This window comes from Pseudomonas sp. LTR0, from assembly GCF_036630035.1.
In the GTDB taxonomy this organism is placed as follows: Bacteria; Pseudomonadota; Gammaproteobacteria; order Pseudomonadales; family Pseudomonadaceae; genus Aquipseudomonas; species Aquipseudomonas putida_Y.
In genome coordinates, this window is record NZ_CP123734.1 from 898,025 (window position 1) to 920,292 (window position 22,268).

The following is a 22,268-nucleotide window of genomic DNA, read 5'->3' on the forward strand; positions in this document are numbered from 1 at the left end:
CCTATCCTTATTCGACCAGGCCGCGTTCCAGCCAGCGCTTGCTGGAGAAACTCACCGCCGCATCCAGCACCAGTGCCAGCAGTGCGGTGCAGGCGGCACCCAGCAGCAGTTGTGGCTGGTTGTTCAGGGCGATGCCGGGGAAGATCAGGCTGCCCAGGCTGTTGGCGCCGATCAGGAACGCCAGCGGTGCGGTACCCACATTCAGTGCCAGGGCCACGCGTACGCCGCCGACGATGATCGGCACGGCGTTGGGCAGTTCCACCTGCCAGAGTTGCTGGCGCGGAGTCATGCCAATGCCGGTGGCGGCTTCCTTGAGCGAGGCAGGGACGTTTTTCAGGCCTTCGTAGGTGTTGCGCACAATGGGCAGGAGGGAGGCGAGGAATAGCGCGAAGATCGCAGGCCCGGCTCCGATGCCCAGGATACTCAGGGCGATGGCCAGAACGGCCAGGGGGGGAATGGTGTTGCCAACGTTGAAGAACTGCATGAAGCGCTCGGCTTTGTCGACCCGGTGCGGTCGACTTAACGCAATGCCGGCGGGGATGCCCACGGCCAGCGCCGCCGCCATCGAAGCCAGCACCAATACCAGGTGCGCTTGCAGGTAGAACCCAAGATCGTCGCGATAACGCGCGATCGTGTCGATGCCGATCCAGTGGACCAGCAGGGCCAGGATGACGAGCACGGCGGCCCATCCCAACAGCCCCGAACCGTAGCGTTTTGCCACAGGTGGACTCCTTGTGTAGTCGGCGAGCACACTTCTTGGTTGCCGGCCAGTCCTGGCGGCGGGTGGTGTGTTCGCGAGTAGCAGCGTGAGGCAAGCCGAGGGCTGCGATCAGGCCATGAGCCGAACCCCGTCGGGCCCGAAAATGCTGATGAAACCAGTCCCCGACCGAAGCGGTTTGCAGGGGAGTGGACGTCTCCATGGGTGTCAAGGTTCCCATCTGAGACGGCATTTGGCCAGTGTTAATCACTGGCTGAATGGAAATTTGGCGAGAGAAAACAGCGACTTAATGCGCTGAAGGCGTGGAGATAACTGGTCTGTGGCCATTTGTCATGAAATAGCAAGTCATTGAGGATTTGTTGAGTCAATGCGGGCTTCTTCGCGGGCACGCCCGCTCCTACACAGACTGCACCGCATTCGAATCCTGTGTCGTACCTGTGGGAGCGGGTTTACCCGCGAAGAGGCCGGCACGGGCGCCATTCATTCGGCAGATTTTGGTCCAGGCCCAACTTCAGGTATGATACTGCCCCTTTCAAATCCCCCAGTCAGGCGATTTCCCATGACCAACCAGGCCGCCGAAGTCGCGAAGCGCCGCACTTTCGCAATCATTTCCCACCCCGACGCCGGTAAGACCACCATCACCGAGAAGCTGTTGCTGATGGGCAAAGCCATTGCCGTCGCCGGTACCGTGAAGTCGCGCAAGTCCGACCGCCATGCCACCTCCGACTGGATGGAAATGGAGAAGCAGCGCGGCATCTCCATCACCACCTCGGTGATGCAGTTCCCGTATCGCGAGCACATGATCAACCTGCTCGACACCCCCGGCCACGAAGACTTCTCCGAAGACACCTACCGCACCCTGACCGCGGTGGACTCGGCGCTGATGGTGCTCGATGGCGGTAAAGGTGTAGAGCCGCGTACCATCGCCCTGATGGACGTGTGCCGGCTGCGCGACACGCCAATCGTCAGCTTCATCAACAAACTCGACCGTGACATCCGCGACCCGATCGAACTGCTCGACGAGATCGAAGCCGTTCTGAAGATCAAGGCCGCGCCAATCACCTGGCCAATCGGTTGCTACCGTGACTTCAAGGGTGTGTACCACCTCACTGGCGACTACATCATCGTCTACACACCGGGCCACGGCCACGAGCGCACCGAAGCCAAGATCATCCAGAAACTGGACTCGGACGAAGCCCGCGCACACCTGGGCGACCAGTACGACGCGTTCGTCGAGCAACTGGAACTGGTGCAGGGCGCCTGCCACGAGTTCAACCAGGAAGAGTTCATCAACGGTCAGCTGACCCCGGTGTTCTTCGGTACTGCGCTGGGCAACTTCGGTGTCGACCACGTGCTCGACGCCGTGGTCGACTGGGCGCCGCGTCCGCTTGGCCGTGTGGCCAACGAGCGTACCGTGGAGCCTGTGGAAGAGAAGTTCACCGGCTTCGTGTTCAAGATCCAGGCGAACATGGACCCGAAACACCGCGACCGTATCGCCTTCATGCGCATCTGCTCGGGCAAGTACGAGAAAGGCATGAAAATGCGCCACGTGCGCTTGAACAAAGACCTGCGTATCGGCGATGCGCTGACGTTCTTCTCCTCCGAGCGTGAGCAGCTGGAAGAAGCCTTTGCCGGTGACATCATCGGCCTGCACAACCACGGCACCATCCAGATCGGCGACACCTTCACCGAAGGCGAGGCGCTGGGCTTCACCGGTATTCCGCACTTCGCGCCGGAGCTGTTCCGCCGCGTACGCCTGAAAGACCCGCTGAAATCCAAGCAACTGCGTCAAGGCCTGCAGCAGCTGGCCGAAGAAGGTGCTACTCAGGTGTTCTTCCCTGAGCGCAGCAACGACATCATCCTGGGTGCGGTCGGCGTGCTGCAGTTCGACGTGGTCGCCAGCCGCCTGAAGGAAGAGTACAAGGTCGAGTGCGCCTACGAGCCTATCACCGTCTGGTCCGCGCGCTGGATCAGCTGCGATGACAAGAAGAAGCTCGAGGAATTCCAGACCAAGGCCATGGAAAACCTGGCCATCGACGGCGGCGGTCACCTGACCTACCTGGCGCCGACCCGGGTCAACCTGGCGCTGATGGAAGAGCGCTGGCCGGACATCAAGTTCCGCGCTACCCGCGAGCACCACTGATCGCGAGAGCTTGCTCTTGACCCCTGTGGGAGCGGGTTTACCCGCGAATGCGTCGGTAGAGTCAACACCGCATTCGCGGGTAAACCCGCTCCCACAAGGACGTCGTAACGACTGAAATCAGTTCCCTGCTTTGATACTGGTCCAGATTCGCGTACGAATACGGTCGATCTTCGCCGGCATCGCCTCCAGCGCATACAGCTTGCCCATCACCTCGGCGCTCGGGTAAATCATCGTATTGCCCTTCATCGCCGGGTCTACCAGCCCGTCTGCCTTGAGGTTGCCGTTTGCGTACTGCACATGGTTGCTGATGTTGGCCATCACTTCCGGCTGCAGCAGGTAGTTCATGTAGGCATATCCGGCCTTTTCATCCGGCGCATCGACGGGCATGGCGACCATGTCGAACCACATCGGCGCGCCCTCCTTGGGTATCGAATAGCCCACCTTCACGCCATTGTTCGCCTCGTCGGCGCGGTTCTTCGCCTGCAGCACATCCCCTGAGAACCCCACCACCACGCAGATATCGCCGTTGGCCAGGTCGCCCGTGTACTTGGACGAGTGGAAATAGCTGATGTACGGCCGCACCTTCATCAGCAACTCCTTGGCCTTCTCGTAGTCCTTGGGGTCTTGGCTGTGATGGGGCAAGCCCAGGTAGTGCAGGGCGATCGGCAGCAGTTCGGGGCCATTGTCCAGCACCGCGACCCCACAGCTTTTCAGCTTGCTCATGTACTCGGGCTTGAAGATCAGGTCCCAGGAGTCCACCGGCGCGTTGTCGCCGAGCACCGCCTTGACCTTGTCGATGTTGTAGCCAATGCCGGTACTGCCCCACAGGTACGGGAAACCGTACTGGTTGCCCGGGTCGTTCACCTCCAGCGCCTTTAGCAGCACCGGGTTGAGGTTGTGCCAGTTAGGCAGCTGCGACTTGTCCAGGCGCTTCAAGGCCTTGCCCTGGATCTGCCGGGCCATGAAGTGGTTGGAGGGGAACACCACGTCGTAGCCGGAATTGCCGGTCATCAGCTTGCCATCGAGGGTTTCATTGCTGTCGTACACGTCGTAGGTGGGCACGATGCCGCTGGCTTGCTGGAAGTTCTTCAACGTATCGGGGGCCACGTAGCTGGACCAGTTGTAGATCTTCACCGTTTCAGCGGCGCTGGCCACGCTGGCGGCCAGCATCAGAGGGGCGAGGAGGAAGGTGCGCATGTCGGGTTTACCTTGCTTTGTCTGTTGTTATCGAAGGCAGGCGATCAGCGGATCAGAAAACAAGCACGTAGGTCTTGCGCACGGTCTCCTGGATGTCCCAGGTGCCGGTGCTGTTGGCCGGTAGCATCAATGCGTCTCCGGCTTCTATGACCAGGGGCTCGCCACCGTCGGGGGTGAACGTGCAGCGGCCCTTGATGAAATGGCAGAACTCCTGTTGCACGATCTGCCGCCGCCAGCGCCCTGGGGTGCATTCCCAGATGCCGGTTTCGACGCCATCGCTGCGCTCCACGCAGGTGACTGACGTGACTGCCACGGGTTCGCCGAGCGGTACCGCGACCGGGTTGGAGCTGTCGAGCACGGCAAATTCGGTGTTCTTGAACTGGGTGATGCTCATGACCGGTGGATCCTGTACGAGTGATAAGGGAAGTCAGTGCATGAAGCCTTCCATGAAGTCCGCAAGCGATATGGCCAGGCGCCGCCTCCACGGCGCGCTGGCGGGGTTGGCGAGGGTCCGGTCCTCGTGGACGAAGCTCTGGATGATCGCGTTGTAGCCCAGCCAGCGGCAGGGCTCGGGGGGCCAGCTGGCCAGGCTCGATAGCGGGCGGTTGTCGAGCACCCAGGGTTGTGCTGTCAGTTCGTTTTGCTGGTTGAGGATCAGCGCCGCCAGGGTGCGCCCACCCAGGTTGGTAGCCCCCACGCCTTCGCCGCCGTAGCCGCCGGCAAGGGCGATGCCGCGCTGGCGGTCGCAGAGCATGTGTGGGCGGAAGCGTCGCGCCATGCCCAGGTTGCCGCCCCAAGTATGAGTGATGCGTACCTGTTTGAGCTGCGGGAACAGTTCGCTGAACAGGTAGCGGCGCAGTTCGATTTCATGTTCGTCGAGGTTGAAGTTTTCGCGCAGGCGCCCACCGAAGCGGTAGCCACCGCGGGCACCGAAGACCAGGCGATTGTCGGCGGTACGCTGGCCATAGGTGACCTGGCGGCTGCTTTCACTGAAGGCTTGGCCCTGGCTCAGGCCAATCTGCTCCCAGGTAGCCTCCGGCAGCGGCTCGGTGGCCACCAGCAGGCTCTGTACCGGCAATTGGTGTTTGCCCAGTGGCGGCAGGCTGGCGGCGTAACCCTCCACGGCAGGCACCATCCACTGGCAGCGAATCTGTGCCAGCGGGGTACGCACCTCGCTCGGCTGCCAGTCGATGGCCGGGGTGTTTTCGTAGATCGATACGCCCAGCGCCTCCACTGCCCGGGCAAGGCCGCGCACCAGCTTGGCTGGCTGGATGGTCGCCGTGTGCGGGCTGTAAATGGCTCCAAACGCATTGCTGACCCGCAGTTGGCTCCCCAACTGCTCGGGGCTCAGCCAGCGGTAGTCGTCCTCGGTCATGCCTTGGCGATACAAGTCGTCGAGGTAGGCGCGCAGGCTGCGTTCCTGCTCCGGGTAGCGCGCCGCGCAATACAGCACGCCGCCTTTGCGGTAGTCACAGTCGATGCCTTCGCTTTGCAACACGCGATGCACTTCATCAGGGATGCCGTGCAGCAGGTCGATGCTGGCGCGGCGCTGTTGCGGCGAGAGGGTGCCGAGCAGGCGGTCTTCGCCTAGCAGGTTGCCCATCAGCCAGCCCCCATTTCGGCCGGAGGCGCCGAAGCCGGCGATTTGGGCTTCGATCACCGCAATGTTCAGCTGGGGTGCCTGGCGCTTGAGGTAGTACGCGGTCCAAAGGCCGGTATAGCCGGCACCGATGATGCACACGTCAACGTCGAGGTCATTGCGCAGTGCCGGGCGCGCGCACAGCGGCTCGTCGAGCTGGTCCATCCACAGGCTGAGCGTGCGCAGGGGTTGCATCGGGTTCGGCTCCACATCCGTCAAGGTCTGTGGGCGATCGTAGTGGTCTCAGCGGGCAGCTGTCTTACGTGCGTGCACGCAGGGAAATTTGCTTCAGGTAGGCCTTGGGCGTGAGCCCGGTGTGCTCACGGAAGCACTTGTAGAACGCCGACAGCGAGTTGAAGCCGGCACTGAAGGCCAGCTCGTCGATCGTCGCCTCGACGCTGTCATCGCCGAGGCTGGCCATCAGGTGCTGCAGGCGTGCCTGGTTGACGTAGCGGTAGAAGCTTTGCCCCAGCACCTGGTTGAGCAGGTAGGAAATCTGGTTGCGGCTGTAGCCGCTGGCGTCGGCGACCTGTTGCAGGTCGAGCTCCGGGTCGAGGTAGGGGCGTTGACGCTGGAAGTAGTGCTCCAGGTCCTGGGCCATGGTCGACAACTGCCGAGGCGACAGGCCCAGGCGGCTGGTGGCGGGGCGCGGGCCGCTGTTGGCGTGGCCTGTGCCGTTCTGGCGGACCAATGTGGCGTATTCGTTGACCCGCCAGATCAGCCCGTCCCTGACGGTGATCGCCTCGCTGGACTGGAACGCAACCAGGCCGTCACCGCCCTGGACCGTGACCTGATACTGGATGAATGCGGTGCAGCCATCGACGCGGATGCGGTCGCTGTGGACGATGTCCTCGCCGGCTTCATGGGGCAGGCAGGCGCGTACGTAGTCGCGCAGTTCCTGGTGGCCGAGCACGCGGTTCTGAAAGAAGTCGTGGTACTGGATATCGGGGTGGTAGAGCGCCATGACACCGTCGAGGTCGCGGTGCTTCCAGCAGAGGTGGTAGCGCAGCACGATTTCGGCGGTAAGCGGCGTTTGCTCGGGGCCGTCGGGGAGGGTGGTGGCGATCATGGTTGGATAGTGCATTGCAGAACACCCAGGTGCAAGGGCGTGGATCCTGCATATTGCACGGTTTGCTCAGGCGGCGTGAAGGGTAAGCCTTTGATTTTTATGAATGTAGTTTTTTGATACAACTGGCATGGCGGCTGCACCTTTCTTGTCACCATCGAACAAGGAGAAAGGCCATGCGCTCGATACTGCTTTGGATGATTGGGGTGCCGATTCCGGTGATCATTCTGATCTGGTTCTTTATGCATTGAGATTTTGGGGGCCGCGCTTTGCGGCCCTTTTGCTACAACTCTTCGCTACAAAAGGCATGTTCAAGGCAGGCAAGCGCGAACATAGTCGAATCCCCATATTTTGTAGGCTTGGAGAAAACCGCACCCGCAGGTAACGTCGCGGAATGCCCTGAGCAAAGCCCTCAGTTATCTGGCCAGCAACTGGTACTGGGTGAGGGTTTCCACCACTTTGTTGTTCACCACCCGCTTGATGTCGGTCAGTGTGCCGTTGGGGGGGCGAGTGAAGTGAAGGAAGTGGCCGAGGACGTTCTCGATGCGTTGCAGCGGCACTTCGGTGTTGGTGTCTGGCACTTCGCCGAAGTAGAACAACAGATTGTCGAGGGTCTGCAGGATGTAGTGGCCGCCCTCGGTGTACGTGAAAAGCTCGCTATTTTTATAATGTTTTATTAAAAAAAAGTAATTGGCAAGCTGCGTAATTGCTCAGTGCTGCTGCAAAAATTTTTCGACCAAAGCAAAACCAGAAACACTCATCAATATATGATTTTGGTACTCTTCAATTGCTAGATTCCTAACTGGGCTTCCGCGCCGATAAAGAGTGCCCGCCATATTAAATTCAAAATCTTTCAACGCGGAATCAGAAACCACACTGTGCTGTAAAATAGGCCACTCACCCGCCTTCAGTTTATCTACAGCCGTAAATATTACCGTAAAGCTTCCTCTGTGATCTTTGAATACTAAATATCTAGCATCCTCAGGCACCTCCTCGCTACTGCTGATAGACACCACAGCGAAAGCAAATACCTTCTTAAATTTTTGTTCCTTGCTTTCTGCGCCAAGCCAAATTATTTGGCTGATTGCAAATCTACCGTCTTCCATCGGAATAGAAAAATAGTCACCCGCTTGCATACGTTTTACTCTTGTCATAAGCCTAGCGCCTTCATCTTGGTCAAAGCGTCAGATAGTACAACGTCCCCAACTAGGGTTATGTCCGGCCACGTCATAAATTGAAGCATTAGGATTGGAGGAGCTATACGACCTGATGCTATTCAATAAATTTGTAACCTCATTGGTCGACAGCGCACCTCCATTAAGATACATGATTTTTTGCTCTAAGAATTCGGCCTCAGCTTTGGTCAGATTGTTGTCAAAAACCACGTGCTGCTGCAAGTTAGACTTCCCTGGAGTCGCAGCATGCACACCTAAGCGGGCCGTGGCATCATGTCCCAGGAGTGTTCTGGGTTGCAGGGAGGGGAGGGGCTTTGCGCACGAAGTCTGTATTTTTTGAGTTTCAGAGGCGCCTGTCAGAAAAGTCGTAGTTGTTGGACTCATTGCACTCAGCTCAGTAACGCATCATTCCTTATCAGCGTTTCGATGAAGGGGACCGAAGCCTGGAGCAGTTCACACTACCCCGGCAGCCTCATCGGCTTTCTCGTCCCCTTCGCGTATCACCTCACAAGATTAGAGAAACTGCTCGGCATAGTGACAAGCCACCTGCCGCGTACTCACCTGCCTCAGCGCCGGCACCTCCTTGGCACACCGCTCGGTCGCATGCGGGCAGCGTTTGTGGAATGCACACCCATCCGGCGGGTTCAGCGGGTTGGGCAGCTCCCCGGCGATGCGAATCTTCGGCTTCAACGGGTCTGGATGAATCGCCGGTGTCGCCGACAGCAACGCCTGGGTATACGGGTGCAGCGGCTTCGCGTAGATGTCCTCCTTCGGCCCCATCTCCGCCGGCCGCCCCAGGTACATCACCAGTACCTGATCCGCCACATGCCGTACCACCGCCAGGTTGTGCGAGATGAACACGTAGGCGGTGTTGAACTCCTTCTGCAGATCCATGAACAGGTTCAGCACCTGCGCCTGAATCGACACGTCCAGCGCCGAGGTTGGCTCGTCCGCCACCAGCACCTTGGGTTGCAGCATCATCGCCCGTGCCAGGGCAATGCGCTGGCGCTGGCCGCCGGAAAACATGTGCGGGTAGCGCTGATAGTGCTCGGGGCGCAGGCCGACCTGCTCCATCATCTTCTGCACCTTGTCGCGGCGCTCGGCCTTGCTCAGAGAAGTGTTGATCAACAGCGGTTCGGCCAGTTGGTCGCCGATCTTCTGCCGTGGGTTGAGCGAGGCGTAGGGGCTCTGGAACACCATCTGCACATCGCGGCGCAGTTGTTTGCGCTCTGCCTTGCTGGCGCCCTTCACCTCGGTGCCGGCAATTTGCAGCGAGCCGGACGAAGGCTCTTCGATCAGGGTCAGGGCGCGGGCCAGGGTCGACTTGCCACAGCCGGACTCGCCGACCACGGCCAGGGTCTTGCCGGCCTCCAGTTCGAACGACACGCCATTGAGCGCGCGTACCAGCGCGTGGCCCTTGAACAGCCCGCGGGACACTTCGTAATGCCGGGTCAGCTCCCGTGCGGTAAGTACGACGGCCATCACGCCACCTCCTGATTCAGCGGGTAGAAGCAACGCACCAGGCTGTGGGCCTGTGGGTCGAGGGGCGGGCGCTGGCGCCGGCAATTGTCCTGTACATAGGGGCAGCGTGGTGACAGCAGGCAGCCGACCGGGCGGTCGTAGCGGCCGGGGACGATGCCAGGCAGTGTGGCCAGGCGTTCGGCGCCAATGCTGTGCTCGGGGATCGCGGCGAGCAGGGCTTCGCTGTAAGGGTGGGCGGGCACATCGAACAGTTCTGGCACCTGGCCGACTTCCACGGCTTGGCCGGCGTACATCACGCACACCCGCCTGGCGGTTTCGGCGACCACGGCGAGGTCGTGGGTGATCAGGATGAGCGCCATGTTGCGCTCCTTCTGCAGGTTGACCAGCAGTTCCATGATCTGAGCCTGGATGGTCACGTCGAGGGCCGTGGTCGGTTCGTCGGCGATCAGCAGCTTGGGCTCGCCGGCAATGGCCATGGCAATCGCCACACGTTGGCTCATGCCGCCTGACAGCTGGTGCGGGTAAGCGTCCAGGCGGCTTTCGGCGGCCGGAATCTCGACCTTCTTCAAGAGCTCCAGAGCACGCTGGCGGGCAGCCTTGCCCTTTAGGCCCAAGTGCTGGCGCAGCACTTCCTCGATCTGGAAGCCCACGGTGTAGCTGGGGTTGAGCGCGGTCATCGGGTCCTGGAAGACCATGGCGATGTCCTTGCCCACCACCTTGCGCCGCTGACGGCCGCTGAGCTTGAGCATATCGGTGCCGTCGAAGGTCAGTGAGTCGGCGGTGATGCGCCCGGGAGCGTCGATCAGGCCCATCAGGGCCATCATGGTGACCGACTTGCCCGAGCCGGACTCGCCGACGATGGCCAGGATCTCGCCAGCGTCGACTTTCAGGTCCAGGCCGTCCACCACCGGTACTGCATTGGCGTCGCCGAAGCGCACGTTCAGGTTGTTGATCTGCAACAGTGACATGGCGTTCTCCTCAGGCGGCGTTCTTGAGTTTCGGGTCCAGCGCGTCGCGCAGGCCGTCGCCCATCAGGTTGATTGCCAGCACACTGAGCAGAATGGTCAGGCCAGGCAGGCTCACTACCCACCAGGCGCGCTCGATGTAGTCTCGGGCCGAAGCCAGCATGGTGCCCCACTCGGGGGTTGGCGGCTGTACGCCGAGGCCAAGGAAACCCAGTGCGGCGGCGTCGAGGATGGCTGAGGAGAAGCTGAGGGTGGCCTGCACGATCAGCGGGGCCATGCAGTTGGGCAGCACGGTGACGAACATCAGCCGTGGCAGGCCGGCACCGGCCAGGCGTGCGGCGGTGACGTAGTCGCGGTTGAGTTCACCCATCACCGCGGCGCGGGTCAGGCGCACATAAGAGGGCAGCGAGACGATGGCGATGGCGATCACGGTGTTGATCAGGCCAGGGCCGAGGATGGCGACGATGGCCACGGCCAGCAACAGCGACGGCAAGGCCAGCATCACGTCCATCAGGCGCATGATCGACGGGCCGAGCAACTGCGGGAAAAAGCCGGCCAGCAGCCCAAGGAGAATGCCCGGAATCAGTGACATCACGACTGAGGACAGGCCGATCAGCAGCGACAGCCGTGCGCCCTGAATCAGCCGCGAAAGCAGATCACGGCCCAGTTCGTCGGTGCCCAGGATGAACTGCCAGGTGCCGCCTTCCAGCCACACCGGCGGGGTCAGCAGGAAGTCGCGGTACTGCTCGCTCGGGTCATGCGGGGCGACCCAAGGCGCGAACAGCGCGCAGAACACAACCAGGCACATGAAGGCCAGGCCCATTACCGCGCCCTTGTTGCGCGCGAAGGCTTGCCAGAATTCTTTGTACGGGGAGGGGTAAAGCAGGCTTTGGTCCACCGGGCTGGCCGGCGACACGGATTTTGGAATCGGGCTAGTCATGGCAAAGGCCTCAGCGCTGATGACGGATGCGTGGGTTGGCCAGGCCGTAGAGGATGTCCACGACGAAGTTGACCAGAATCACCAGGCAGGCGATCAACAGGATGCCGTTCTGGACCACGGGGTAGTCACGGGCACCGATGGCTTCGATCAGCCATTTGCCGATGCCCGGCCAGGAAAAGATGGTTTCGGTCAGCACTGCACCGGCCAGCAGCGTGCCGACCTGCAGGCCGAACACGGTCAGCACCGGGATCAGCGCATTGCGCAGGCCGTGCACGAACACCACGCGGGCCGGCGACAGGCCTTTGGCGCGGGCGGTGCGGATGTAGTCCTCACGCAGCACTTCGAGCATCGACGAGCGGGTCATGCGGGCGATCACTGCCAGCGGGATGGTACCGAGCACGATGGCCGGCAGGATCAGGTGCATCACTGCGTCCTTGAACGCGCCCTCTTCATCGCTGAGCAGGGTATCGATGAGCATGAAGCCGGTTTTCGGCTCGATGTCGTAGAGCAGGTTGATGCGCCCGGATACCGGGGTCCAGCCCAGGCTTACCGAGAAGAACATGATCAGGATCAGGCCCCACCAGAAAATCGGCATCGAGTAGCCGGCCAGTGATATGCCCATGACACCGTGGTCGAACAATGAACCGCGCTTGAGTGCAGCGATTACCCCGGCCAGCAGGCCGACGATGCCGGCGAACAGCAGGGCGGCGAAGGCCAGTTCAAGGGTGGCCGGGAACAGGGTGAGGAACTCGCGCCACACGCTTTCGCGGGTGCGCAGCGATTCGCCAAGGTCACCCTGGGCAAGTTTGCCGACGTAGTCCAGGTACTGGACCGGCAGTGGCTTGTTCAGGCCCAGGCGTTCCATGGCCTGGGCATGCATTTCGGGGTCGACCCTGCGCTCGCCCATCATCACTTCCACCGGGTCGCCGGGGATCAGGCGTATGAGCGCGAAGGTCAGCAAGGTGATGCCGAAAAAGGTCGGTATCAGCAGGCCAAGGCGCCGGGCAATAAAACTAAACATTGTCGGGGTTACCTCATCAGGCCGTGGGGCGATCAGCCCGGTACGGCAGAGCCGCCGGTCCCCGTGTGGGTTGCCGGCGGTCGTTGTTGTTCTACTTCACCTTGGTGGTGGCGAAGTTGTTGTTGGTCAGAGGGTTGATCACGTAGCCCTCCACGTTGTCACGCATGGCGGTGAACATCTTTGGATGAGCCATGCTGATCCAGGGTTGTTCGTCATCGTACACTTTCAATGCCTCGTTATAGAGCCTTGCACGCTCGTCGTTGTCGATCACTTCGCGGGCGCGGCTGATCAGTTCCTGGAACTTGGGGTTGCACCAGCGCGCATAGTTCTCGCCACTTTTCACGGCATCGCAACTGAGCAGCGGGCTGAGGAAGTTGTCCGGGTCGCCGTTGTCGCCGGCCCAGCCGGTGGACACCAGGTCGGCTTCGCCGTTCTTCGCCCGGCGCAGCATCTCGGCCCATTCCATGACGCGGATATCCAGCTTGAGGCCGATCTGTTTGAGGTCGGCTTGCAGCATCTCGGCGGACAGGCGCGGGTTGGGGTTGGTCGGGCCGCCGCCGTTGCGGGTGAACAGGGTGATTACCGTGCCCTCGGGTACACCGGCCTGACTGAGCAGTGCGCGGGCTTTATCGAGGTCGCGCGGTGGGTTCTGGTTGTGGGTGTTGTAGCCGATCATGGTGGGGGGGTAAGGGTTTACACCTACCAGCGCGTTGCCTTTGCCAAACAGTTGGTCGACATGGGTCTGGCGGTCGAAGGCCATGTTGATGGCTTTACGCACGCGCACGTCGTTGAGGTATTTGTGCTGGGTATTCATGGCGATGTAGCCGGTGACCAAGGCCTCGATTTCTTCAACCTTGAGTTTCGGGTCTTGCTTGATCGACGGCACGTCATCGGGCTTGGGATAGAGCGCCACCTGGCACTCGTTGGCGCGCAGTTTTTGCAGGCGCACGTTGCTGTCGATGGCGATGGCGAACACCAGCGCATCGGCCGGCGGCTTGCCGCGGAAATAGTCCGGGTTGGGCTTGAAGCGGACCTGGGCGTCCTTGTTGTAACGCTGGAAAATGAAAGGGCCGGTGCCGATCGGCTTGCTGTTCAGCTCGGCGGTCTTGCCAGACTTGAGCAACTGGTCGCCGTATTCGGCGGAGTAGATCGAGGTAAAGCCCATGGCCATGTCGCGCAGGAACGGCGCTTCCGGTCGGCTGAGGGTAATCACCACGGTGTGCTCGTCAGCCTTGCTGACCGACTTGAGCAGTTCCTTGAACCCCATGCTCTCGAAGTACGGGTAGCCGACGCTGGTCTTGTCATGCCAGGGGTGGTTCGGGTCGAGCTGGCGATTGAGGCTCCACAGCACGTCATCGGCGTTGAAGTCACGAGTTGGCTTGAAGTAGTCGGTGGTGTGGAACTTCACCCCCTGACGCAGATGGAAGGTGTAGGTCAGGCCGTCGGCTGAAATGTCCCAGCGCTCGGCCAGGGCTGGCTGGATCTCGGTGGTGCCGGGTTTGAAGTCGACCAGGCGGTTGAACACTGTCTCGGCCGAGGCATCGGCGGTGACTGCGGTGGTGTACTGGACGATGTCGAACCCTTCCGGGCTGGCTTCTGTACACACCACCAGCGGTTTGGCCGCCAGTTGCGTGGCGCCGCCCAGAAGCAGCGCGACCAGGGCTAGGCGCAACGGCCGCGATTTCATGAAAGCTCTGTGCATGTGTTGAAAACTCCCTGCTTGCATTGGTTCCAGCGTAGCCGCCCCGGCCCGCAGCGAAACGGGCCAGGGCGCCGACGGTCAGAGAATGTTGAACGGAATGGTGGTGACCACGCGGAACTCATCCAGGCTGCCATCGCCCTGTGCCTTGCTGGCGCGATGGGTGGTGTAGGTGGCACGGATGCTGGTGTCTTTCAGCGGCCCGCTCTGCAGCGCATAGCTGGTGCCGATACCCCACTCATAGTGGGTTTCGCCATCCAGGCCATTCACGTCGTAGGCAGTGCCACGGTAGTGGGTGCCGTCGATACCCCAGCCGCGGGCGTTGTACAGGTTGAACTTCAGGCCAGGCACGCCATAGGGCGCCATGTTCAGCACGTAGGAAATCTGCAGCGATTTCTCGTTGGGGCCGTTGAAGTCCGACAGCAGCGAGTTGGCCAGGAAGATGCCGTTGGTTTCGTGCAGGTAGTCAAAGTACTCGTTGCCGTTGACCTGCTGCCAGGAGGCGCTGAGGGTGTGGGCCTGATGGGTCAGGCCCAGTGACAGGCTGTAGGTGTCGTTGTCGATCTTGCCCATTTTCTGGCTGCCGGCGTCGACGGTCTTGTAGTAGTTCAGGCCGGTGCTCAGGCTGAGCACTGCGCTGTCGCCGAGCACATGGTTGGCGCCGAAGTAGTACTGGTTCCAGAAGTCGTCGACCTTGGTGGCGTACAGGCTGGTACTCAGGCTCTTGAACGGCTGGTAGTTGATGCCGGCGGTGCTGGCACGGTCGGTTTCCACGCCGGTGGCACTGTACTCGCTGCGGAACTTGCTGAGGCTCTGTTCGGTACGTGGCGAGACGCGGTCGAAAGTACCCAGGTCGATGCTGAGGTTGTCGAATTCGGCGCTGTGCAGGAATGCGCCCTGGAAGCTCGAGGGCAGGGCGCGGTTGCCGATGTAGGCGATCATCGGCGTGTCCACCGACTGGCGGCCGAGGGTAAGGGTGGTGTTGGACACACGCGCCTTGATATTGCCCAGGCCCAGTTTGCTCCACTGGCCGATGGGGTCGCCATCGCTGTGGGTGAGGGTGCGGTTGTTGGGGCCGGCAATGGCTTCGCGGCTCTGCTGCAGGGCGATGGCGTTGTAGCCGGCGGCCTCGACGGCGAAGCCCACGGTGCCCTGGGTGAAGCCGGAACTGTAGTTGAGGATGGTGCCCTGTACCCAGTTTTCACGGCTGTGGGTGTCGTGGCGGGTGCCGTCGTTCTTGTAGTACTTCCACAGCGGCGCGCGTGCGGCGCGTTCGCGGGCATACCAGTTGCGGGTGCTGCCGGACAGGCTTTGGCCGTCGATGAAGCCGCTGGCTTGCGCTTGCTCGCTTGTGCTTTTGAGGGTGAGCGGGAGGTAGTCCTGGCTCTGCGGATCTGCCTGGGCCACAGTGGAAAAGGCACTGATGGATAACGCCAGTGCGGTCAAGGTGAATACTTTCAAGGTTAAAGCTCCCTTTCTTTTCTAGTTATGGCCGGCCTTGTGGGCCGGGTGATTGCTGCTGTGTTGCCAGGGGTGCCGCGGGATCACCGGGCAGAATCGGGGTGTTGTGTTGGCCGTACTGGCCTCTTCGCGGGCAAGCCCGCTCCCACAGGCAGGGCGCAGTGTCCGAACCTGTCGAGATCCTGTGGGAGCGGGCTTGCCCGCGAAGAGGCCGGTACTGGCTAACGCTTAATCAACACTCACACCGGAAAAATCATTGCGCCCAAACGGGCTGACCTTGAACTGGGAAACCTTGACGCTAAGCGGCTGGTTCACTGTGGAATGCGCCACCGGGGTAATCGGTACCTGCTGCTTGAGCCGCTGCTGGGCCTGCTGGTAGAGGGCGGTGCGCTGGGTACGGTCGGTCACCTGCTTGGCCTGCTTGACCAGGCTGTCGTACTGCGGGTCGCACCACTGCGAGTAGTTGTTGCTGCCGATGGCATCGCAGCTGTATAGGGTACCCAGCCAGTTGTCCGGGTCGCCGTTGTCTCCGGTCCAGCCGATCAGGGCGACGTCGTGCTCACCGTTTTTCATGCGTTTGAGGTATTCGCCCCATTCGTAGCTGACGATGCGCACCTTGAACCCGAGTTTGCTCCAGTCGGCTTGGAGCATTTCGGCCATCAGCTTGGCATTGGGGTTGTACGGGCGCTGCACCGGCATGGCCCACAGGGTGATCTCGGTGCCAGGTTTGACACCGGCCTGCTGCAGCAACTGTCTGGCCTTTTCCGGAGCGTACGGTGCGTCCTGGATGCTGTCGTCATAGGACCACTGGGTCGGTGGCATGGCATTGACTGCCAGTTGACCGGCGTCCTGATACACCGCCTGGATGATGGCTTTCTTGTTAACCGCCATGTCCATTGCCTGGCGCACTTCCAGGCGGTCGAACGGCGGGTGCTGGGTGTTGTAGGCGATGTAGCCGAGGTTGAAGCCTGGTTGCTGGAGCACCTGTAGCGTGCTGTCGGCCTTGAGCGCCGGCAGGTCGGCCGGGCGCGGGTGCAGGGTGACCTGGCATTCGTTGCGGCGCAGCTTCTGGATGCGCACCGAGGGGTCGGTATTGATCGAAAACACCAGGTTGTCGATCTTCACTTCGTTCGCTGCCCAATAGTCCTTGTTGCCCTTGTAGCGGATCTGCGAATCCTTCTGATAGCGCTGGAACACGAACGGCCCGGTACCGATAGGCTGCTGATTGATGTCGCTGGGGCGTCCACTGGCCAGTAACTGCTCGGCGTATTCAGCAGAGAGGATGGAGGCGAAGCTCATGGCCAGGTTCTGGATGAACGCGGCATCGACCGTGTTCAGGGTGAATACCACGGTCATCGGGTCGATCTTCTCGACACGGGCGATGTTCTTGTCCAGGCCCATGCCGATGAAATAGGGGAACTCGGTAGGGTAGGCCTGACGGAACCGATGACCCTTGTCGAGCATGCGGTTGAAGGTGAACAGCACATCGTCGGCGTTAAACGCGCGGCTCGGGCTGAAGGCCTTGTTGCTGTGGAACTTGACCCCTTCACGCAGGTGGAAGGTGTAGCGCAGGCCGTCGTCGGACACCTCCCAGCGGGTCGCCAGGGCCGGCTGCACGGCGGTACCGCCACGTTCGAACTCGACCAGGCGGTTGTAGATGGGTTCGGCGGCGTCGTTGTCGGTGGCGCTGGTGTACTGAGCGGTGTCGAAGCCAGCTGGGCTGCCCTCGGAGCAGAACACCAGATTGTTAGCCAAAACGGCCGGGGATTGGCTGATCAGGCCCAGGGCCAGCAGGGTCGAAAGGCGTTTGGCGAAGCACATGGCAGTTCCTTTTTCATCTGTTTGCGCCGCCTTGGGGTGCGAATGGCGGCAACAGTTAGCCGACCCCGCAGCGGATAGCTGCAGGACGACATGAAAGGGTGGCAAGGAGGGGGCACCCGCCGCTCAGCGGGTGCCACGGTCAGCCTATTTGTCCACGCTTACGCCGTAGAAGGAATTCAGCGCAAACGGGCTGATCTTGAAGTCCTTCACCTTGGCGCTCATGGGTTGGTAGACAGTGGAGTGGGCGATCGGGGTGATCGGTACCTGCTCCTTGAGGATGTGCTGCGCCTTTTGGTACAGCTCGGTGCGCTTGGCCTGGTCGGACGTGGCCTTGGCCTGTTTGATCAGGTCGTCGTAGGGCTTGTAGCACCACTTGGAGAAGTTGTTGCCATCGACGGCATCGCAACCGTAGAGGGTACCCAGCCAGTTGTCCGGGTCACCATTGTCACCGCTCCAGCCAATCAGCATGGCACCCTGTTCGCCGCCTTTGGAGCGCTTGATGTACTCGCCCCATTCATAACTGACGATCTTCGCCTTGATACCGATCTTGGCCCAGTCGGACTGGAGCATTTCGGCCATCAGTTTGGCATTGGGGTTGTACGGGCGTTGCACGGGCATGGCCCACAGGGTGATTTCGGTGCCTTCCTTGATGCCGGCTTCCTTGAGCAGTTGCTTGGCTTTCTCGGGGTCGAAGGCGGCGTCCTTGATGCTGTCGTCATAGGACCACTGCGTGGGCGGCATGGCGTTGACCGCCAACTGGCCGGCGCCTTGGTACACCGACTCGATGATCTTTTTCTTGTCCACGGCCATGTCCAGCGCCTGTCGGACTTTCAGCTGGGCCATGGGGTTGGCCTCGTTGCTGCCCTTGATCTTGTCCATCACGTTGTAGGCGATGTAGCCGAGGTTGAAACCGGCCTGCTGCGGCATTTGCAGGTTCTTGTCGGCTTTTAGCGGCTCGATGTCGGCCGGGCGTGGGAACAGGGTGACCTGGCACTCGTTCTTTTTAAGCTTCTGCATGCGCACCGAGGCGTCGGTGGTGATGGCAAAGATCAGGTTGTCGATCTTCACGTCCTCGGGCTTCCAGTAGTCCTTGTTGCCCTTGAAGCGGATCTGCGCGTCCTTCTGGTACTTGCTGAACACGAACGGGCCGGTGCCGATCGGCTTCTGGTTGATGTCGGCGGCCTTGCCGTTCTTGAGCAGCTGGTCGGCGTATTCGGCGGACTGGATCGAGGCAAAGCTCATGGCCAGGTTCTGGATGAACGCGGCGTCAACCTCGTTGAGGGTGAACCTCACCGTGTGCTCGTCAAGTTTCTCCACCTTGGCAATGTTCTTGTCCATGCCCATGTCGGTGAAGTATGGAAACTCGGTGGGGTACGCCTTGCGGAACGGGTTGTCCTTGTCGAGCATACGGTTGAAGGTGAACAGCACGTCGTCGGCGTTGAACGGGCGGCTGGGCTTGAAGTAGTCGGTGGTGTGGAACTTCACCCCTTCGCGCAGGTGGAAGGTATAGGTCTTGCCGTCGTCGGACACCTCCCATTTGGTCGCCAGGCCCGGGATGACCGCAGTGCCGCCTCGCTCGAACTGGGTCAGGCGGTTGAACACGGTCTCTGCCGAGGCGTCGAAGTCGGTCCCGGTGGTGTACTGCCCCGGATCGAAGCCGGCCGGGCTGCCTTCGGAGCAGAACACCAGGTTGGATGCGGCAACGGCCGACGGTGCGCCGCTGAGCAAGCCTGCACCCAGCAGGAACGGAATGACTGCGTGTTTGAGCATGGTGGCCTCATTGTTGTCATTTTTTGGATGAGGTGGCCTCGTGAGCCGACCTGCGGATACTTATGCAGGGGCTGTTCCCAATGCAACAGGTAGGAGGATAGTTGGCGCCAGAAAAGTGGAACGTCCGTACATGGATGTCGCATCGATATAACTTTTGGCGAAGTTAAACGTTTGCGTAGGCGCAATGATGGCGTTTTGCGCGATATTTCGGATGGGCAAGAATATAGGAAGGCACCTATGTGGTGCGTAGGAAACTTCCGAAAATCGTGAAATTGGTGCTGTCACCTGTAGGAGCGGGTTTACCCGCGGACACGGGCGAAGCCCGTGCCATCCACCGCAGTGTCTAGTTCGCGAGCCCACCCGCTCCCACAGATGATGCGTGGGCGCCTTATGGCATCTGCACTTCGATCAGGCCATCGGCGTTCATGCTCACTTCACTGGTGCCCGCCTCGATATCCGGCGCGGGTGCTGCTTCATCAGCCCCCATGGCCTTCATCGCCATCGGCGCGCTACGCAAGTACGGGCGCGGGTAACCGCTGCTGTTGAGGTTCAGGCTGACCACTTTGTAGCCTTTGCCACCCAGCGCTTCAGTCGCCAGTTGCGCGCGAGCCTTGAAGGCATCGACCGCATCCTTGAGCAGTGCATCCTCGCTGGCCTTGCGCGTGGCCGGGGCGATGGAGAAGTCCATGCCGCCCATTTTCAGCTCTTGCAACAGATCGGCGGTAAGCTGGGACAAGGCCGGGAAGTTGGCGCTTTCCAGGCGCAGCTCGGCGCGTTCGCGCCAGCCGGTGATCTTCTGGCCCTTGCTGTCGTATACCGGGTAGCTGTTGCGGCTGCCCTGGCTGATCTTCACGTCCTTGACCTGGCGCGACTGCTGCACGGCCTTGTTCATGGTTTCGGTGATCTGCTTGGCGAGCTTGCCCGGGTCGCTGTTCTGCGCTTCGCTGTACAGGGTCACGACCATCAGGTCGCGCGCCACTTCCTTGCTGACTTCGGCCCGCAGCGATACCTGGTTGAAACGCGGTTCATCGGCGGCCAGTGCCGGCAGGCTGGCGAGCAGGCCGCAAGACATGATCAGGGCGGCGCCGCGACGTGGGATTTGCATGTGATACTCCTTGGCATTGAAAGGCGTGGGGGCTGGACATCCATTCCACGCATGGCCCATCGGACCGGCAACAGTGTAGTGGGTTCAAAAGTGCCATCATGAACCTGTGACAAAGTGTGGCGCTTTGCCGCATCGCTGCAGCGAGGCGCCCGGCTTCGGTATACTCCAGCCGATTTTTCTGGAGCACTCATCAGGAGAGCTCATGCTCGCCGCCGTACAACCGTTGTCCGCTACCCGCCAGAACCTCTGGCGCCTCACCCTTATTCGGGTCCTGGTCCTGGCTGCCCAGGCCGGCTCGGTGGGCGTTGCCTACTGGACCGAACTGCTGCCGTTGCCCTGGCTGTCGCTGGCCGGCACCTTGGCCCTTTCTTCGCTGCTGTGTGCCTTCACGGCCCTGCGCCTGCGCCTGTCGCTGCCAGTCACCGAAATGGAATACGCCCTGCAGCTGGCCTGTGACCTGCTGATCCATAGCGCCTTGCTGTATTACTCCGGCGGCTCGACCAACCCGTTCGTGTCGTATTACCTGGTGCCGCTGGCGATCGCTGCGGTGACCTTGCCGTGGCTGTATTCGCTGATCCTGTCGGGTATTGCGCTGACGGCTTACAGTTTGCTGCTGGTGCAGTTCTACCCGCTCGAAGGGCTGCCAATGGCGCGGGACAAGATGCAGGTCTACGGCATGTGGCTGAGCATTGCCTTGGCTGCCGCAGTGATCACCTTCTTTGCCGCGCGCATGGCCGAAGAGCTGCGCCGCCAGGAACAGCTGCGTTCAGAGCGGCGTGAAGAAAGCCTGCGCGACGAGCAACTGCTGGCAGTGGCTACCCAGGCCGCCGGTGCCGCCCATGAGCTGGGTACGCCGCTGGCGACCATGAGCGTGCTGATCAACGAAATGCGCCAGGACCACACCGACCCGCTGTTGCAGGAGGACCTGCAGATCCTCCAGGACCAGGTAAAGCTGTGCAAAGAGACCTTGCAACAGTTGGTGCGCGCAGCCGAAGCCAACCGACGCCTGGCCATCGTGGAGCAGGATGTGACTGCCTGGCTGGACGAGGCGCTCAACCGCTGGCACCTGATGCGCCCGGAAGCCAGCTACCGCTTCCAGCGCCTGCGCGACGGCAAAGTGCCGCGCCTGTCTCCGCCGCCAGACCTGACCCAGGCGCTACTGAACCTGTTGAACAATGCCGCCGATGCCTGCCCTGATGATCTGGAGGTTCGCCTGGACTGGGACGCCCAGGACATCGTCATCAGTATCCACGACCACGGCCCTGGCGTACCGCCGGCCATTGCCGAAGCCATTGGCAAACCTTTTATTACCACCAAGGGCAAAGGCTTTGGCCTTGGCCTGTTCTTGAGCAAGGCCAGCGTGACCCGTGCGGGCGGCTCGGTGAAACTCTATAGTCATGAACAGGGTGGCACCCTGACCGAACTGCGCCTGCCCTATGGCAAGCGAGGAGATGAATGATGAGCGAAGAAAACCAGGTAGAAAGCGAAGAGCTGCCGCACCTGCTGCTGGTGGATGACGATGCCACCTTCACCCGGGTCATGGCCAGGGCCATGAGCCGTCGCGGTTTCCGTGTGAGCACTGCCAGCTCTGCCGAAGAGGGCTTGATTCTGGCCCAGCAGGACCTGCCGGACTACGCCACGCTGGACCTGAAAATGGATGGCGACTCCGGCCTGGTGCTGCTGCCCAAGCTGCTGGAGCTGGACCCGGAAATGCGCGTGGTGATCCTGACCGGTTACTCGAGCATTGCCACCGCAGTGGAGGCGGTCAAGCGCGGTGCCTGCAACTACCTGTGCAAGCCGGCTGACGCCGATGACGTGTTGGCAGCACTGCTGTCGGAGCACACCGACCTGGATACCCTGGTGCCGGAAAACCCGATGTCGGTCGATCGCCTGCAGTGGGAACACATCCAGCGCGTGCTGAACGAGCATGAAGGCAATATCTCGGCCACTGCGCGGGCGCTGGGCATGCACCGGCGGACGTTGCAGCGCAAGCTGCAGAAACGGCCGGTTCGGCGCTGATTCTCCATTGATGATGTTGGCCTGTTCGCGGGTAAATCCACTCCTGC

At 61.2% G+C, this 22,268-nt stretch carries 19 protein-coding genes; 3 read left to right on the forward strand and 16 right to left on the reverse strand.

What is annotated here, in order from left to right; genetic code table 11:
- Positions 1 to 7 precede the first annotated feature (7 nt).
- A complete protein-coding gene (locus tag QCL51_RS04170) occupies positions 8 to 721 on the reverse strand; it encodes an ABC transporter permease (RefSeq protein WP_021781793.1) in 714 nt (237 codons plus the stop codon).
- Between the two features lie 556 nt (positions 722 to 1,277).
- On the opposite strand from QCL51_RS04170, the gene QCL51_RS04175 reads away from it, so the two are divergent.
- Positions 1,278 to 2,861, forward strand: a complete 1,584-nt coding sequence (locus tag QCL51_RS04175; RefSeq protein WP_021781794.1) for a peptide chain release factor 3 — start codon at positions 1,278 to 1,280, stop codon at positions 2,859 to 2,861.
- Positions 2,862 to 2,978: 117 nt separating this feature from the next.
- On the opposite strand, the gene QCL51_RS04180 is transcribed toward QCL51_RS04175, so the two are convergent.
- The 15 genes from QCL51_RS04180 to QCL51_RS04250 all read right to left on the reverse strand — a co-directional run bounded on the left by QCL51_RS04180 (position 2,979) and on the right by QCL51_RS04250 (position 20,202).
- Positions 2,979 to 4,058, reverse strand: coding sequence for a polyamine ABC transporter substrate-binding protein (locus QCL51_RS04180; protein WP_021781795.1), 1,080 nt, complete (start codon positions 4,056 to 4,058; stop codon positions 2,979 to 2,981).
- A gap of 52 nt (positions 4,059 to 4,110) precedes the next feature.
- Positions 4,111 to 4,452, reverse strand: a complete 342-nt coding sequence (locus QCL51_RS04185) for a cupin domain-containing protein (protein WP_014589771.1) — start codon at positions 4,450 to 4,452, stop codon at positions 4,111 to 4,113.
- A 33-nt stretch (positions 4,453 to 4,485) separates the two neighbouring features.
- Positions 4,486 to 5,892, reverse strand: a complete 1,407-nt coding sequence (locus tag QCL51_RS04190) for an FAD-dependent oxidoreductase (protein ID WP_275966922.1) — start codon at positions 5,890 to 5,892, stop codon at positions 4,486 to 4,488.
- Between the two features lie 64 nt (positions 5,893 to 5,956).
- Positions 5,957 to 6,781 (reverse strand): nuclear transport factor 2 family protein, encoded by an 825-nt coding sequence (locus QCL51_RS04195; RefSeq protein ID WP_330508952.1) that lies wholly within the window; start codon positions 6,779 to 6,781, stop codon positions 5,957 to 5,959.
- Positions 6,782 to 7,179: 398 nt separating this feature from the next.
- Complete coding sequence (locus QCL51_RS04200) at positions 7,180 to 7,362, reverse strand: hypothetical protein (protein WP_338444611.1); 183 nt, start codon at positions 7,360 to 7,362, stop codon at positions 7,180 to 7,182.
- A 111-nt stretch (positions 7,363 to 7,473) separates the two neighbouring features.
- Positions 7,474 to 7,917, reverse strand: coding sequence for an Imm26 family immunity protein (locus QCL51_RS04205; protein WP_330508954.1), 444 nt, complete (start codon positions 7,915 to 7,917; stop codon positions 7,474 to 7,476).
- Positions 7,918 to 8,451: 534 nt separating this feature from the next.
- Complete coding sequence (locus QCL51_RS04210; RefSeq protein WP_028697406.1) at positions 8,452 to 9,420, reverse strand: peptide ABC transporter ATP-binding protein; 969 nt, start codon at positions 9,418 to 9,420, stop codon at positions 8,452 to 8,454.
- Positions 9,420 to 10,388 carry an ABC transporter ATP-binding protein gene (locus tag QCL51_RS04215; protein ID WP_010952089.1) on the reverse strand — a complete coding sequence of 323 codons (969 nt, stop codon included), beginning with the start codon at positions 10,386 to 10,388 and terminating at the stop codon, positions 9,420 to 9,422. The genes QCL51_RS04210 and QCL51_RS04215 overlap by 1 nt, the downstream gene beginning before the upstream one ends.
- A gap of 10 nt (positions 10,389 to 10,398) precedes the next feature.
- A complete protein-coding gene (locus QCL51_RS04220; protein ID WP_009685150.1) occupies positions 10,399 to 11,325 on the reverse strand; it encodes an ABC transporter permease subunit in 927 nt (308 codons plus the stop codon).
- Positions 11,326 to 11,335: 10 nt separating this feature from the next.
- Positions 11,336 to 12,346, reverse strand: coding sequence for an ABC transporter permease subunit (locus QCL51_RS04225; RefSeq protein WP_028697407.1), 1,011 nt, complete (start codon positions 12,344 to 12,346; stop codon positions 11,336 to 11,338).
- Positions 12,347 to 12,437: 91 nt separating this feature from the next.
- Positions 12,438 to 14,048 (reverse strand): ABC transporter substrate-binding protein, encoded by a 1,611-nt coding sequence (locus tag QCL51_RS04230; protein WP_021781801.1) that lies wholly within the window; start codon positions 14,046 to 14,048, stop codon positions 12,438 to 12,440.
- Between the two features lie 78 nt (positions 14,049 to 14,126).
- Positions 14,127 to 15,506, reverse strand: coding sequence for an OprD family porin (locus QCL51_RS04235; protein ID WP_021781802.1), 1,380 nt, complete (start codon positions 15,504 to 15,506; stop codon positions 14,127 to 14,129).
- 228 nt (positions 15,507 to 15,734) lie between these two features.
- On the reverse strand, positions 15,735 to 17,327 hold the full coding sequence (locus QCL51_RS04240; protein WP_338444612.1) for an ABC transporter substrate-binding protein: 1,593 nt from the start codon (positions 17,325 to 17,327) through the stop codon (positions 15,735 to 15,737).
- A gap of 144 nt (positions 17,328 to 17,471) precedes the next feature.
- Complete coding sequence (locus tag QCL51_RS04245; RefSeq protein WP_021781804.1) at positions 17,472 to 19,097, reverse strand: ABC transporter substrate-binding protein; 1,626 nt, start codon at positions 19,095 to 19,097, stop codon at positions 17,472 to 17,474.
- Between the two features lie 388 nt (positions 19,098 to 19,485).
- Positions 19,486 to 20,202, reverse strand: a complete 717-nt coding sequence (locus QCL51_RS04250) for an SIMPL domain-containing protein (RefSeq protein WP_021781805.1) — start codon at positions 20,200 to 20,202, stop codon at positions 19,486 to 19,488.
- A gap of 202 nt (positions 20,203 to 20,404) precedes the next feature.
- On the opposite strand from QCL51_RS04250, the gene QCL51_RS04255 reads away from it, so the two are divergent.
- Both QCL51_RS04255 and QCL51_RS04260 read left to right on the forward strand, forming a co-directional pair.
- On the forward strand, positions 20,405 to 21,661 hold the full coding sequence (locus tag QCL51_RS04255; RefSeq protein WP_021781806.1) for an ATP-binding protein: 1,257 nt from the start codon (positions 20,405 to 20,407) through the stop codon (positions 21,659 to 21,661).
- Positions 21,661 to 22,221, forward strand: a complete 561-nt coding sequence (locus tag QCL51_RS04260; protein WP_003255244.1) for a response regulator — start codon at positions 21,661 to 21,663, stop codon at positions 22,219 to 22,221. Before QCL51_RS04255 ends, QCL51_RS04260 begins: the two co-directional genes overlap by 1 nt.
- Positions 22,222 to 22,268: the final 47 nt, after the last annotated feature.